We start from the raw sequence: 14,818 nt of genomic DNA, 5'->3' as shown, positions 1-14,818 counted from the left end.
GGCCTTATAAAAAGCCACTTTGAGAACGAGTTATAAAATTTTATTACAAATTTAAGATTACATATTCCAGAATCGGTCCTGCTTTACCGATGTTTCCGGTTGCATGGTTATGGAATGTGGTATAGTAGATATTTCCGCTGCTGGAGTTTCCTGTACAAGGACCCAATGTGTCTCCATGTGCCTGATGTGCATTCCATGCATTCTGGTTGATGGTAATGGTAATGTTATTTCCATTTGCCGTATGATGGCAGATCGTGATGTGATTATTGTTTAACGATGTTCCTACAGGTGTTTGCGGAGCAGAAGGGTTCGTATAATGTCCTGTTCTTATCATCAGTGGTTCGTTGCCTTTCTGTACAAGAACATCCCAGAATGTGGGATCATAGTTCATAATTTTTTCCCACGCACCCATATCATATTGAATATCCAATGTATTAAATCCTAATGCAGTCGCCAAAGCAGTGTTTGAAACGTTACAGCCCATATAAGTGGTGGCTGTACCTGTATCCTGAAGGCAAAGAAGATTATCATTGATAAATCCTCCCGGAGCATTACAGCTTACCGTATTTGTATTTCCCCCTACCAGATAAGCAGAAGCCCAGTCTGAGCTGTAAAGACTTCCGCCATTGCTTACAAAAGTAGAAAGATTGGAATATACATTATTGTCATTGCTTGGCGATGAAGTACCTGTTTGGGCGTAAGTTCGGGATCCGCAGTTCAGGAAAATAATATCATACTGGGAAATAGTATTGATGTTTTTTAAGTCCTGATAAGTAATTTCAGTAGCTGTATAACCAAGAGAACTTATAATCGCTTCAATTTCATCATAACTTCCTTTTATATAGGCCATTTTTGCTATCTGATCCAATTTTGAATCTGTTGCGGCCACAGAGACTGTTTCATTCTTCTTAATGGTAACAGGAAATTCTGTTCTGAAATTTTTACCGTCACCTGTTTGGATGTGAAGTGTTGTGTTGCCTTCAGGAGCTGTCAAGCTGAAGCTGCCATCAGCACCGGAATAGGTGTGATAAATGTTGCTCTGTCCGTCGGTAGTGAAAACAAGAGCACCTCCAATCGGTTTTGTTCCGTTTTTTGCAAATACTTTTCCCTCCACTTTTCCTGTGGCTACTACTTTAATAGGGTTTTCTTCAGGAGCGGCAGTATCGTCTCCTTTACAATTCACTAGAAGCACAAGGCTGCATAGCATGATTAACAAGTAATTTTGTTTCATATTTAATTGATTTTGATTAGTTTAGTTTTAATCAAATTTAATAAATATTTAAAATTTAAACATGAAAAATGCAATTATTTTTAATATTATTTAATTTATATTAGTGTTTGTAGTTAATTTTTCATTTATAATTAAGGGTTGTGGGAGATTTGATATTTTATGATTTTATTTAAAAAAGATTTTTATTAAATATTTCCCAATGAAAGCTTTTTGGGATGAAAATTGATTGCGAATAGTAAAATGATGATTCTTAATTTCATAAATTTGCTGTAATGAATGACCAGTTACAAGAAACTAAAAACTTTATACAGGAGCTGAGCGAGCAGCTTTACATCTATATCACCCAGATATCACCTTCCGGGCTGGACTGGGTTTTTCATATTATTGTAAAATTAAGCTTACTTCTCGTTCTGTTTTTAATTACTGATTTTGTTTTTAAATTCATCATTAATTCTGTCTTCAGGTTATTTCATAATGAACAGAAATTTCCCATCTTAAAATCTATTTATCAGGCCAAAATCACCAACTCTGTAGCCCATTTTGCTGCTTTGATTGCTGTTGCGGGTATCCAGGGATCCATATTTCCGGAAAATGCACTGCCGAAGACAACCATTTTTATAATAAGATGTATCAATTTGGGATTGGTATTGATATTGGCAGGAATGCTCTACAGATCACTGACGGCTTTCAGAAATTATTTCAGCATTAAACAGGATTTCTACAAGATTATGGCGCTTAATGCCATTTCAGAAACCGTAAAGATTTTAGGACTCTTCATATTTACAGTAGTAGGATTCTGTGTGATTTTCGGGATTAAAGGAACCACTATCGTAGGAAGTCTGGGGGCTATTACTGCTGTTCTGGTATTGGTTTTCAGAGATACAATCTTGGGATTTGTAACAGGGCTTCATGTTGCCACTTCTAAAAATTTAAAAGTAGGAGATTGGGTTAGCATTCCCAAATACAACATTGAAGGAAATATTACGGAAATCAACCTTTTGACTACCAAAATTACTAATTTTGATAAGACGGTTTCCACTATTCCTACTTATGATTTGATGACCACTGAGATCAAGAATATGCAGGTGATGTCTGAGTCTAATACCCGAAGAATAAAAAAATCAATTTACTTTAACATCAATTCTTTTAAGTTTCTGACTGATGAAGATGTTGAGCGTTTAAAAGAGATTAACCTGATTTCAGACTATCTTGAAGAAAGAACATCAGAGATTAAAAAAGAGAAAGAAAGTCTTGAGCACAAAGATAAAATTGTGAATGGAAGACAGCTTACCAATATCGGTGTTTTCAGATATTATGCACAGAAATACATTGAAAATGATCCCGATATAGATAAAAACGGCACCCGAATGGTACGTCAGCTGGACATTACCCCGCAAGGGCTGCCTCTTGAAGTATACTGCTTTGCCAATGATTCCAAATGGGAGCGTTTTGAGCAGATACAGGCAGATATTTTTGACCATTTGCTGGTAGCATCCAAAGAATTTGAGCTTCAGGTGATGCAGGTAAGTGTGAAAGTCTAGAAGCTCGAAGATTAAAGAGGGAAGCAGGAAGTGCTTCTTTAAAACAAATTTTAAATTAAATTTTTAAATGATAATGAATGTAGAAGGACCAATAGAAGTACAAAGTCTGGATTTACTTCCAGCCCCATGCTTCCGGCTTCTAACATCTCATATCTAACATCTAAAATAAAAAATGACAAAACTAAGCGTAAACATTAATAAAATTGCGACGTTAAGAAATGCAAGAGGAGGTGAAACCCCAAGTGTTACAGAAGCTGCTGTAAAAATTCAGGAATTCGGAGGACAGGGAATTACCATTCATCCAAGGCCTGATGAAAGGCATATCACGAGAAAAGATGTCTATGATCTGAAGCCGTTGGTTACGACTGAGTTTAATATTGAAGGAAATCCTCATCATAGTTTTATCGATATGGTATTGGAAGTGAAGCCTGAGCAGGTAACTTTAGTGCCGGACGCTGACGATGCTATTACCTCTAATGCAGGATGGGATACAAAAAAACATCTTGACTACCTTACAGAAATCATTGCAGAATTTAAAAAAGCAGGTATCCGTACTTCTATTTTCCTGGATCCTTTACCGGAATTGGTAGAATATGCTGCTAAGACCGGAGCAGACAGGATAGAGCTATATACGGAAGCTTACGCAAAAAATTATCTTACAAACAAAGAACAGGCTATAAAACCTTATTACGATACAGCAGTTGAAGCTAATAAATTCGGATTGGGAATTAATGCCGGTCATGACCTTAGCTTAGAAAATCTGAAATACTTTGCAGACACTATTCCGAACCTTTTGGAAGTGTCTATCGGCCATGCTTTGGTTTCCGAAGCACTTTATATGGGATTGGAAAATACAGTTCAGGCTTATCTGAAGAGACTGGCAAAATGGTAATTAACAAGAAACTAGAAGTTAGAGATTAGAAGTTAGTGAAACATCGTTTCTGATCTCTTATATTATCTAACTTCTAATTTCTCACCTCTTAACTTCTAAAAAAATATGGAAATCTTAAACTCAAAAATATTCGGCGAAAATTCAACCAATACGCCGCTTCTTGTATTTCACGGATTATTTGGAATGCTTGACAACTGGGGAAGTTTCGGAAAAGATCTGGGAGAATATCTTCCCGTACATCTGATTGACCTTAGAAACCACGGAAGAAGTTTTCACTCAGAAAGTATGTCTCATGATGATCTGGCAGATGATATTGCACGCTATATGGATCATTATGGAATTCAGAAAGCTCATGTTTTAGGGCACTCTTTAGGAGGAAAAGCTGTGATGCAGTTTGCCATAAAATATCCTGAACGTGTTGAAAAACTAATTGTTGTTGATATTTCACCTAAAGCATATCCGCCACACCACCAGGGAATTATCAAAGCACTGGAAACCGTTGATTTTAATACAGTTGGCTCAAGAAATGAAGTAGAAGCAGTTCTTAACCAGTATATTCCTGAAAAATCAACCATACAGTTTTTAACGAAAAACCTGTATTGGGATGAAAATAAAAAACTGGGCTGGAGATTTAATCTTAAAACATTATCCGAAAAATATACTGAATTTGTATCCAATGCTGTTAAATTCGGAGTCTTTGAAGGCGATACATTGTTTATAGCAGGGGCAAAATCCAATTATATCCTGCCACAGGATGAATTCGGAATCAAGCAGCAATTTCCTAAAGCTAAAGTGGTTACGGTAAAAAATGCCGGACATTGGGTACAGGCCGAAAATCCGGTTGATTTTGCAAACGTTGTTAAGGAGTTTCTTGGATTGAATTAATTTTATACTTTACTTTTTGATATTATGTTAAATTTTTATTAAAACGTAATATTATTTCTCCATGATTTGAATTTTTTGTACTTTGGATTTCCAAAACAATAAAAATATTAACTTATGGAAAACAAAAATTCAAAAAAGAAGCCATTTTTTGCGTCATTCTTAGAAAAACAGGTTAAAGATCCTGAAACAGTAAAAGGAGGTGGTATTACTTCTGTACTTGCAGACCAAATTACTACAGCCCTTCAGGATCAGATTACTACTCCTCTTAAGGATAATGTTACTAAACCTGATAATGATAATGTTACGATGAAATATCCTTCTGACGGAGATGAGGATGTTTTAGATGTGTAAGAAATATAAAGCTTAAGCTAAATTATATCAAACCAAAACTAAACATTATGAAAAGCAACAACTCAAAGAAGAAACCGTTTTTCGCATCATTCCTGGAAAAACAGGTTAAGGATCCTGAAACAGTAAAAGGAGGAACTGATATTACAATTCCTGAAAGAGACGTTATTACAAAGCCGGCGGTAGACGTTGTAACTTCTCCTAAAGATGATATGATGCACACGCTGAAATATCCATCTGACGGTGATGATGATACAATCACTATTCCACTATAAAATCAGGTAGAATATTAATAAAATAGTAGGGGAAACTTAAACATTAAGTTTCCCTTTTTAATAAAAACCGGCAAATGATTCTCTGCATTACCCATTCACAGGATTTTTATAATATCGATATCTTCTTCGAATACCTGACCTCCAAAAATATCCCCTGTTTCAGATTGAATTCTGACCGCCTGAATCACCTTCAGAAAATCAGCATTTATGAAAATTCATTTGAATTGACTGACGAGTTCGGAAATACCATTCATTCTGATGCTGTTAAAGGGGTGTGGCATAGAAAAGCCTGGAGGGTCACTGCTCCCGAAGAATTGGATCAGGACTATGAAAGAATCTTCCTGAATGAATACGGAAGTCTGCGTTACAATCTGATGACTGCCTTAGAACATATTCCCTGGATCAATCCTTATGAAAATGAAAAAAAAGTTGATGGAAATAAGATTTTTCAGCTAAAAGTAGCAGAAAGAAATAATTTAACCATTCCCAAAACCATTTTTTCCAATGATGAAGAAAAAATAACAACATTTTTCTATCAATACTGTCAGGGAAAAGCAATTGCTAAGCTTCATGGAGTAACCGCAAAAACCATGTCAGGAGAAAATATGATTTCCACTACGGTTATTGAAGAAGAATCCTTGGAACACCTTTCAGATATTGCTTACTGTCCCATGATTTTTCAACCTTACATTGACAAAGAATACGAATTGAGAATCGTCTATGTAGACGGTGATTTCTTCACAGGAAAGATCAATAACAGTGAAAATGCAGATTGGAGGGTAGCTCGTGAAGGCTATTTCTGGTCAGCTTACGAACTTCCGGATTCCATCAAAACCAATCTCACTTCCATGATGAACGAAATGGGACTTTATATAGGAGCCATTGATATGATTAAAGGAAGAGACGGAGCATATTATTTCCTTGAAGTGAATCCACAGGGAGAGTGGGGAATGCTTCAGAAAGAACTGGGATTTCCCATCGCAGAAAGAATTGCCGATAATCTTATCAAAAGAATCAATTTCCATGAATAAAATTTTAATTATTACCCATACCGCAGATAATTTTTCTATTGAAAAAGTAACAGAATACATCGGAAAAAATGGCTGTGAAGTCATTCGCTTTGATGTTGATATTTATCCTTTACAAAACAAACTGTCTACCATTTTCCAGGATGGAGAGTGGATAAGTTTTCTTGAAACTCCAGATGCAAAACATCGTTTGGATGATATTTCTGCCATCTGGTACAGAAGAGCTTACAATATCGGAAAAGGACTGAGAGAAGAAATGGACTCTAAGTTTTACGGTGCGGCAATGGGAGAAATCAGAAATACCCTTTTTGGTTTCTTTGAATCTGTGGATGCTTATTCTTTAGGTAAACCAAGTGTTTACAGAAGACTCGACAGTAAGGAAGAACAATTGAAAATTGCAGATAAATTAGGACTGACCATTCCAGCCACATGTCTTACCAACAATCCTGATGAAGCTAGAAAATTTATTCTGAAACATCAGAATGTAGTCGCCAAGATGCAAACCGGTTTTGCTATCTATGAAGACGGTGTTGAAAATGTAGTGTTTACTAACGTTGTCAGCGAAGATAAATTAGAAGAACTTGATTCATTGTTATACTGCCCTATGCAGTTCCAGCAGATGATTCAAAAGAAAAAAGAACTTCGTATTACCATTGTGGGAAGAGATGTTTATGCATTTGAAATAGATTCCCAGCAGTCCGAAGATGCTAAAGTAGACTGGAGAAAAGATGGGATCAATCTCATTGATAAATGGAACAGGACAGAACTTCCGGGAGATGTAGAAGCAAAACTGCTTGAACTTCTCGATATTTACAATGTAGACTATGGAGCAATCGACATGATCGTTTCCCCTGAAGACGAATATTATTTCATCGAGATTAATGCGGCAGGAGAATTCTTCTGGCTGGATAATCTTACAGAAGGAAACCTTATTTCCAAGAGCATTGCAGACGTTCTTTGTGACAAAGCTCCAAGAAGAAATAATGAGGTAATGGCTTAGAAAATAGCGTGTTTCTTATGATAGAAGTCCTGAAAGTTGTACATTCTTTCAGGACTTTTAAATGTAATGATCTGTTGCGATTAAAATTTTTCTGGTTTGTTGATTTCTGAGTGATAATATTGGTTAAATAAAGTTGAATTATGCTTTAAAAATCGCAAATTTGCAAAAGCAGTTTTTCTGAGGAATTTTTGCCGGATCCGGAAGAATTGCCGGATAGAAAATATTGTTATATTTTAGTCAGTAATCAAGTAAAATAATTAATGATTTTTGTAACGGGTGCTACCGGAATTCTGGGAAGAATAATTGTACTGGAACTTCTTAAAAGAGGTAAAAATGTACGTGCTTCCAAAAGACCAGGCAGCAATTTAAAAGAAGTAAAGCATTCATACAGCTTTTATACGGAGAATCCCGACGATTTTTTCAATAAGATCGAATGGGTAAACGTAGATTTTGATGATCTCGATTCTTTGACAACAGCACTGCGAGGTGTGGATGAAGTGTATCATTGTGCTGCAAAAGTAAGCTTTCATCCCAAAGATGAAAAAGAAATGTACCGTACAAATATCAAAGGTACAGAGAATCTTTTGTTTGCCTGCGAGGGGTCAGACGTTAAAAAATTTCTTCATGTGAGTTCCGTTGCCGTTCTTGATAATTTCAATGAAAAAGGAGAGTTGGACGAAGGTTCTGATTTTAATCCAAAACTGGAACACTCTGCTTATGCTATATCAAAACATTTATCTGAAATGGAAGCATGGAGAGCTTCAGCAGAGGGAATGAATGTAGTTATTATCAATCCGGGAATGATCGTAGGAAGCGGAAACTGGACTCAAAGCAGCGGGGAACTTTTCTCTACCTTTGAAGATAATAGTTTTACCTTTTCAGGAGGTTCTGCTTACGTTGACGTGAGAGATGTTGCAAATACCGCGATAGGACTAATGGAAAATAATCTTTTCGGAGAACGTTTTATCATCGTTGCTGAAAACAACAGATATGCCGATCTGGCAAAACAGGTCAGAACCCGTCTGGGACTTAAAGATGCCAGAATTCTTTCACAATCTGTATTAAATATCGGAAGAATAGCCAATACTCTTTTCGGATGGCTGATTCCAAAACTGAAAATGGTTACCAAATCAAATATTGAAGCCATTTCTTCATTCAACACCATTTCCAATCACAAAGTCAAAGAAAAACTGAACTATCAGTTTATTCCTGTAAAAGAAAGTATTGACTTTCACCTGAATAATTATATTAACGACAAAAAGCTGAAGAAATGAATCTTGCAGAGGCAATAATCCTTAAAAATGTAGAAAAACATCCTATAAAAGCGGCTATTGGATTTAAAAAGAAAGACGCAGCCTGGAAAGAGCTGAGCTGGAAAAAATTCAGTGAAGTTATTTTTAAAACAGCCAATGCATTAAAGGAAGCTGGAGTTCAGGAGAATGACAGAGTCGCTATTTATTCAGATAACTCTTCCGAATGGATGATCGTTGACCTGGCTTCAATGGCCATCGGTGCAGTTACGGTACCTATTTATTCAACCAATAACGCTGAGCAGGCAGAACATATCATTAACGATTCCGGAGCTAAAGCTGTTTTAGTAGGAAACCAAATGCAGTATGATGCCTGTCTTGAGTTTTTACATAAAGAAGAAAACAACCTTGAAACCATTATTGTTTCTAAAAAAGCAGTGTGGATTAAGAAAGAATTCAACAGTTTTTATCTTGAAGATTTTATTGCAAAAGCTTCACCAGCCCTGGAGATCTGCAAGAAAGAAAATGATGATACTGCCACTTTGATCTATACTTCCGGAACAACAGGAGTTCCGAAAGGAGTAATGCTTACCCATGGGAATTTTATCAAAGCTTTTGACTCACATTTTGAGTTTTTTAAATTTAAAAACTTTGAAGAAGAACTTTCACTGGCATTCTTACCATTAAGCCATGTTTTTGAGAGAAGCTGGAGTTTACTATGTCTATACGGAGGTGCCCGAGTGTATTTCCTGGAAGATCCTAAAAATGTAGCCAAAGCACTGGAAGAAGTAAAACCTACTGCCATGTGTGCGGTACCAAGATTTTTCCAGAAAGTATATGCCGGAGTTCTTGAAAAAGCGGAAGAAGGCTCATCATTAAAAAAGAAAATCTTTGATTGGGCTCTTAAAACCGGATGGGAAACTGCTGAATTGAGAAGAAATGAAAGACCAGTCCCTTTTGGATTAAAATTCAAAGAAGCTGTTGCAGATAGATTGGTTTTCAGTAAAATCAAAGAGAAAATGGGCGGAAGACTCTGGTTTTTACCTTGCGGAGGCGCTTCACTGTCACCGGAAGTTACCCGTTTCTTCGAATCTGTAGGAATTCATGTAACAGTAGGGTACGGATTAACGGAAACTACCGCAACACTGACTCTTTTCCCTTTAACTCATTTTGAACATGGCACAAGCGGAAAACCATTGCCGGGCGTAGAAATGCGTATCGGAGAAAACGATGAGATTCAGGCCAGAGGTAACGGAATCATGAAAGGATATTACAATAAGCCTGAAGAAACCCAAAAAGTATTCACGGAAGACGGATGGTTCAAAACCGGTGATGCAGGAAAATTTGATGATAAAGGAAACCTGATTATTACGGACAGAATCAAAGATTTGATGAAAACTTCCAATGGAAAATATATTGCTCCTCAACGGATCGAAAATCTTTTGACCAATAATAATTTCATTCAACAGATTATGCTGATTGCGGAAGGAAGACAGTTCGTTTCAGCATTGATTGTTCCAAATTTTGAGTTTTTACAGGATTATATCAAGAAAAATAATATTCCTTTCACTAATTGGGAAGACGCTGTAAAAAATGAAAAGATAATCAACCTTTATAAAGAGAAATTAAAAGAATTACAGAGCCACTTGGCAGACTATGAAAAAGTGAAGAAATTCACCTTAATGCCTGCAGAGTTTGATATCAACACAGGAGAAATCACTCCTACATTGAAAGTCAAAAGAAATGTAGTGACCAAAAAATACGCAGATATTATAGAAAAGATGTATTAAATTTTTTTTTGATCTCTTGTTTTCAGGTCAATTGCAACTGGAGATGTGAAAATTCCCCTCCCTTGGAGGGGTGGCGAAAATTCAAAGAATTTTTGACGGGGTGGTTCAAAATAATGACTTAAATTAAACTATGACGACACAAGATTTTATAGGAAAAGAAAATTTCAATATTCATTCACAAACGGTTTCAGAAAGCTGTCCTTCTAATATTGCCCTGATTAAATATTGGGGGAAATACGAGAATCAGATTCCTGCCAACCCGAGTATCAGTTACACTTTAAACCATTGTAAAACCAATACCTCAATGGAATTTATTGCAAATGAAGCTTTTTCAGTACAGACTTTTCTGGCTGGAAATGAAGAAGTGAAGTTTGCGGAAAAAATTGAGAAATATTTCAGAAATATAGAGCAGTATCTTCCATGGATTTTAAAAGGGAAATATGTTATCAGAACAGAAAATACATTTCCACACAGTTCCGGGATTGCAAGTTCAGCTTCAGGATTTGGAGCTATTGCAAAATGTCTCATGGCATTGGATGCTTCATTTACAGGGAAAACCTCTGAAGAACAATCTTTGAGAAAGGCTTCATTTTTAGCAAGATTAGGAAGTGGAAGCGCATGCAGAAGCTTATATAACGGACTTGTTGTATGGGGAAAAACTGATGAGGTAGAAGGAAGTTCAGATTTGTTTGGAGTACAATATCCGGATGCCGAAATTCATGAAGTATTCAAAAATTTTAACGACTGGGTTTTACTGATTCACGAAGGGCAGAAGAGTGTTTCATCTACGGTAGGACATGGTTTGATGAATACCAATCCTTACGCCGAAAGAAGATTTCAGGAAGCAAGAGAAAATTTTGTTCCAATGAAAGAGATTCTGAAAAACGGAGATATGGAACGTTTTATTAAGCTGGTAGAACATGAAGCACTTACATTACATGCTATGATGATGATGAGCGATCCCGCTTTTATCCTGATGAAAACAGGAACTCTTGAAGTCATCAATAAAATCTGGGATTTCAGGAGAGAAATGGGACTTCCTTTATTCTTTACTCTGGATGCAGGAGCTAATGTTCATCTTTTATTCCCAAACAATGGTTCTGAAGAACAGATCAAAGCGTTTATTGAAACTGAATTATTACAGCACACTCAGAAAAATGGAGTAGTGAAGGATGTAATGAAATTCTAAAATAAAATAATATTTAATAGGAGAGTGGGCTGAAGCCCACTTTTTTTATGCTTAATCTTCAGTAACAACTGTTTCCCGGTCGCCTTCTTCTTTCTTTCCTTCTTCTATCATGATTTCAGCTTCTGCTTTTTCTTCAGAAGTAGCTTTTTCTATCAGTTCTTCCTGTTCATCATTGTGATGATCTATGAAAAATTCGCAGTATACCGGAAGATGGTCCGAACCAAAATTTTCCAGTGTCTTCAGCTGTTTAATAAAAATATCTTCACTGTGAAACATCAAATCGATAGGAAACCTTAAAAGACGGTATTTTGCATGGAATGTGGAAACGAAAGAATGCCCGATTCTCGGATCTATCAGATGACTCGTTTTTCTAAAAAGAACAGATGATCTTGACCAGGCAACATTATTGAAGTCTCCAACTACAATAACAGGTTTTTTGATACCTTTTACACGTTTGGCAGTACTTAGGAGATCTCCATCTCTTTCCTTAGAAGTTTCTTCTTCGGTGGGGCTTGGAGGTGGCGGGTGAACACCGAAGAAAACAAAAGAAAAACCATCAGATGTTTTCATATGAATTTCGATACTCGGAATATCATCTGCGACAAAATAATGAGTCTTGGCTTCCTTAATTTCAACTTTTGAATAGAAGTGCATGCCATAAGTATTTTCAAGAGTTACTTTATGTTGGTAGCAGTATTCTTTTTCCAAAGGAGTCATTGCTTTTTCCCAGTCACTGTTGCTTTCCATAGTCATGAAGAAATCAGGATTATATTTTTTTATAAGCCTGGTAAATCTTTCATATTCTTTATTGAACTGATAAACATTGGCTGAAATAAAATATAGCTTTTCAGACGACTTATGCTGCTGCCTGTGTTTTTTTACAGGATAAAAATGCGTATATCTGATGAGGGTTTTGCTGTGATGAACAAACAACACAAACAGGAGACCCTGGTAATACCATAAATATTCTTTGGAATCTGTAAAAAAGCCTAATAAAAAAGTGAACAAAATAAGGTAAGTAACTTGTATTTTGGCAAATTCAGGAACCCTGAATATCCAGTGAGGATGCTGGATTTTTGGCAGTATAGTCATGACCAGCAGAAGTATGGCCAAAGTCAGATAAATAATCCACATATGAGCTATGAAATAATTTTGATCACAATTTAAGAAAAATGATTTTTAAAATTTGTTAATCAATTTAAATTTTATTTTATCTATTTTTATTTATCTAAATCTATCCTATGAATAAAATGGTTGTATTTCTTTTTCTTATCAGTATTTCAGGATTCGGTCAGAAAAATCAGGATATTGAAAAACCTATCCATAACCTGTTCCTTGGTATGAAAAACGCAGATCCTGAGCTTGTAAAATCGGTCTTTGCAGAAAACGCCGTTCTTCAGACTATTACTAAAGATGGTACTGTAAAAAGTGACAGCATACAGGATTTTGTTGATTCAGTTTCAAAATTTACAAAAGGAGATCTGGATGAAAGGATTATAGTGGAAGCTGTTCATTCGGATGGAAATCTGGCCAGTATATTTACGCCCTATTCTTTTTACTTAAAGGGAAAATTATCACATTGTGGAGCTAACAGCTTTCAGTTGGTAAAACAGAATAACGAATGGAAAATCCAGTATATTATTGATACGAGAAGAAAAGAAGGCTGTAAGGAAATTAAATAATAATATCAAACAAGAAGTAGAAAATGAAGATCCATCATATTGCAATCATCTGCTCAGATTATGCAGTTTCAAAGAAATTTTATACGGAAATTTTAAACCTGAATATCATCCGGGAAGTATACCGTGAAGAAAGACAGTCTTATAAACTTGATCTGGCGATCGGAGATCATTATGTGATAGAGCTGTTTTCTTTCCCCAATCCTCCGCAACGTCCGTCACGCCCCGAAGCATGTGGTTTAAGGCATCTCGCTTTTTCTGTTGAAAATGTAACTGAAAAACGAAATGAACTGATAGAAAAAGGGCTGAGCTGTGAAGAAATCCGCATAGATGAATTCACGGGAAAAGAATTTTTCTTTACCCAGGATCCTGACCAGCTGCCGTTAGAGTTTTATGAAATGTAAGAATTAGTGGGCATAGCCTGCAAAGAAACTCACAGCCATAATCGCTAAAACAATTGAAGAAATGACTACATACACGTAGTCTTTTTCTTTTAGATAACCTATTAAAGCAAAAACAATTCTCATCAAAGGGGTGAAGATCAACAGAAGAATTCCCAGTTGAATAATAGCCATTCCTTCTCCTTTACACAGGGAATTCCAGAAATGTCCCCATACTTTTTCTGAAGAAGTGCCTACCACAAGGCTTGTATATTTTTCGGGCATTTTGAAACCTTCAAAAAATAACTTGATAAAACCAATCAGTGAAGTTGCCACAGACAGAATAACACCCAGTCTCAGAAGATTTCCTACGGAGCGGTTCAGATCTACATCTGTAAAATTCTTTTTCATTATCTGAAGCTTTTGTTGATACCGTTATACATCATGTAAATTGACAGAATGGTGATAACAATGGCAAAAAATACTTTTAATTTTTTGGTCTTTGATACCATCAGCGTTTTTGAGCCGATAAAACTTCCGATTACAACCCCAATTAAAACCGGAGCTACAATCACAGGAATAATTTCTCCCCTCTGGAAATAGATCAGTGCACTGGCAACAGCCGTTACCCCAATCATAAAGTTACTGGTTGTTGTAGATACCTTGAAAGGCAGTTTCATCATATTGTCCATTGCCAATACCTTCAAAGCACCGGAACCTATTCCTAAAAGTCCGGACATAGCACCCGCAAACATCATCATCAAAAATCCGGGAACTGTATTTCGTGCAGAATAGTTTTTCAATACTCCTTTATCAGGGAATGTTCCGTATAATTTCAGCTTTTCTTCCAGGCTTCCTTTTACCAAAGGCTCCTGGTGATCCGGTTTACCTTTAAGATTCAAAATAACCGTAAGAAGAAGAATACTTGCGAAAATAATTCCGATTGTATTAGGGTTAAGCATTCCCGAAACTAAGGCACCCACAATGGCTCCTGCTGTGGTGGCAATTTCGAGAAACATCCCGATTCTCATGTTGGTAAAACCTTCTTTGACGAAAGCTACAGCCGCGCCGGAAGAGGTACCGATCACAGAGATAAGTGAAGCACCGATAGCATAATGCATTGGAACGCCAAAACCCAGCGTTAATAAAGGAATGATAATAACTCCTCCTCCTAAACCCGTAAGTGAACCTAAAAGACCAGCGGAAATTGCGCCAAGGAAGAGTATGATGATTTCTGACATACTACAAATAATGTTACAAATATAAAGTTATTGTAGTAGTCTGCCAAACATTTGAAAAAGATAAATTTAACGTATTTTTGCATGCATGA

The 14,818-nt window shown here is 36.3% G+C and carries 16 protein-coding genes; 12 read left to right on the top strand and 4 right to left on the bottom strand.

Annotated elements, in window-relative coordinates:
* Positions 1 to 43 precede the first annotated feature (43 nt).
* A complete protein-coding gene (locus tag KIK00_RS09080) occupies positions 44 to 1,231 on the bottom strand; it encodes a carboxypeptidase-like regulatory domain-containing protein (RefSeq protein ID WP_255816235.1) in 1,188 nt (395 codons plus the stop codon).
* A gap of 272 nt (positions 1,232 to 1,503) precedes the next feature.
* Between KIK00_RS09080 and KIK00_RS09075 the strand changes: the two genes are divergently transcribed.
* The 10 genes from KIK00_RS09075 (at position 1,504) to KIK00_RS09030 (ending at position 11,429) form a co-directional block, all read left to right on the top strand.
* Entirely contained in the window at positions 1,504 to 2,772 is a 1,269-nt protein-coding gene (locus tag KIK00_RS09075) for a mechanosensitive ion channel family protein (RefSeq protein ID WP_255816234.1), read from the top strand.
* 172 nt (positions 2,773 to 2,944) lie between these two features.
* Positions 2,945 to 3,664, top strand: coding sequence for a pyridoxine 5'-phosphate synthase (locus KIK00_RS09070; RefSeq protein ID WP_255816233.1), 720 nt, complete (start codon positions 2,945 to 2,947; stop codon positions 3,662 to 3,664).
* Positions 3,665 to 3,769: 105 nt separating this feature from the next.
* A complete protein-coding gene (locus KIK00_RS09065) occupies positions 3,770 to 4,549 on the top strand; it encodes an alpha/beta fold hydrolase (protein WP_255816232.1) in 780 nt (259 codons plus the stop codon).
* A 114-nt stretch (positions 4,550 to 4,663) separates the two neighbouring features.
* Positions 4,664 to 4,900, top strand: a complete 237-nt coding sequence (locus KIK00_RS09060; protein ID WP_255816231.1) for a microviridin/marinostatin family tricyclic proteinase inhibitor — start codon at positions 4,664 to 4,666, stop codon at positions 4,898 to 4,900.
* Positions 4,901 to 4,947: 47 nt separating this feature from the next.
* Positions 4,948 to 5,172, top strand: coding sequence for a microviridin/marinostatin family tricyclic proteinase inhibitor (locus tag KIK00_RS09055; RefSeq protein WP_047378489.1), 225 nt, complete (start codon positions 4,948 to 4,950; stop codon positions 5,170 to 5,172).
* A 74-nt stretch (positions 5,173 to 5,246) separates the two neighbouring features.
* Positions 5,247 to 6,203, top strand: coding sequence for an MvdC family ATP-grasp ribosomal peptide maturase (locus tag KIK00_RS09050; protein ID WP_255816230.1), 957 nt, complete (start codon positions 5,247 to 5,249; stop codon positions 6,201 to 6,203).
* Positions 6,196 to 7,200 carry an MvdD family ATP-grasp ribosomal peptide maturase gene (locus KIK00_RS09045; protein WP_255816229.1) on the top strand — a complete coding sequence of 335 codons (1,005 nt, stop codon included), beginning with the start codon at positions 6,196 to 6,198 and terminating at the stop codon, positions 7,198 to 7,200. Before KIK00_RS09050 ends, KIK00_RS09045 begins: the two co-directional genes overlap by 8 nt.
* A gap of 260 nt (positions 7,201 to 7,460) precedes the next feature.
* Positions 7,461 to 8,474, top strand: a complete 1,014-nt coding sequence (locus KIK00_RS09040; protein ID WP_255816228.1) for an NAD-dependent epimerase/dehydratase family protein — start codon at positions 7,461 to 7,463, stop codon at positions 8,472 to 8,474.
* Positions 8,471 to 10,240 carry a long-chain fatty acid--CoA ligase gene (locus KIK00_RS09035; RefSeq protein ID WP_255816227.1) on the top strand — a complete coding sequence of 590 codons (1,770 nt, stop codon included), beginning with the start codon at positions 8,471 to 8,473 and terminating at the stop codon, positions 10,238 to 10,240. The genes KIK00_RS09040 and KIK00_RS09035 overlap by 4 nt, the downstream gene beginning before the upstream one ends.
* Before the next feature lie 130 nt (positions 10,241 to 10,370).
* Positions 10,371 to 11,429 carry a diphosphomevalonate/mevalonate 3,5-bisphosphate decarboxylase family protein gene (locus KIK00_RS09030; RefSeq protein ID WP_255816226.1) on the top strand — a complete coding sequence of 353 codons (1,059 nt, stop codon included), beginning with the start codon at positions 10,371 to 10,373 and terminating at the stop codon, positions 11,427 to 11,429.
* Between the two features lie 51 nt (positions 11,430 to 11,480).
* On the opposite strand, the gene KIK00_RS09025 is transcribed toward KIK00_RS09030, so the two are convergent.
* Positions 11,481 to 12,521 carry an endonuclease/exonuclease/phosphatase family protein gene (locus KIK00_RS09025; protein ID WP_255816225.1) on the bottom strand — a complete coding sequence of 347 codons (1,041 nt, stop codon included), beginning with the start codon at positions 12,519 to 12,521 and terminating at the stop codon, positions 11,481 to 11,483.
* A gap of 149 nt (positions 12,522 to 12,670) precedes the next feature.
* Between KIK00_RS09025 and KIK00_RS09020 the strand changes: the two genes are divergently transcribed.
* A complete protein-coding gene (locus tag KIK00_RS09020) occupies positions 12,671 to 13,111 on the top strand; it encodes a nuclear transport factor 2 family protein (RefSeq protein WP_255816224.1) in 441 nt (146 codons plus the stop codon).
* Positions 13,112 to 13,134: 23 nt separating this feature from the next.
* The gene (locus tag KIK00_RS09015; RefSeq protein WP_255816223.1) at positions 13,135 to 13,512 is read left to right on the top strand and encodes a VOC family protein; all 378 of its coding nucleotides are present in this window, start codon (positions 13,135 to 13,137) and stop codon (positions 13,510 to 13,512) included.
* A gap of 3 nt (positions 13,513 to 13,515) precedes the next feature.
* Here KIK00_RS09015 and KIK00_RS09010 read toward each other — a convergent pair whose 3' ends face one another.
* Positions 13,516 to 13,899: a DUF1634 domain-containing protein gene (locus KIK00_RS09010; protein ID WP_047378474.1), complete on the bottom strand. Its 384-nt coding sequence runs from the start codon at positions 13,897 to 13,899 to the stop codon at positions 13,516 to 13,518.
* Positions 13,899 to 14,729 carry a sulfite exporter TauE/SafE family protein gene (locus KIK00_RS09005; RefSeq protein WP_213280221.1) on the bottom strand — a complete coding sequence of 277 codons (831 nt, stop codon included), beginning with the start codon at positions 14,727 to 14,729 and terminating at the stop codon, positions 13,899 to 13,901. Before KIK00_RS09005 ends, KIK00_RS09010 begins: the two co-directional genes overlap by 1 nt.
* Between the last annotated feature and the right edge of the window lie 89 nt (positions 14,730 to 14,818).

Source organism: Chryseobacterium sp. MA9, from assembly GCF_024399315.1.
Lineage (GTDB): Bacteria > Bacteroidota > Bacteroidia > Flavobacteriales > Weeksellaceae > Chryseobacterium.
Note: the sequence above shows the minus strand (reverse complement) of the source record. Positions and strands in the feature narration are given on the sequence as shown.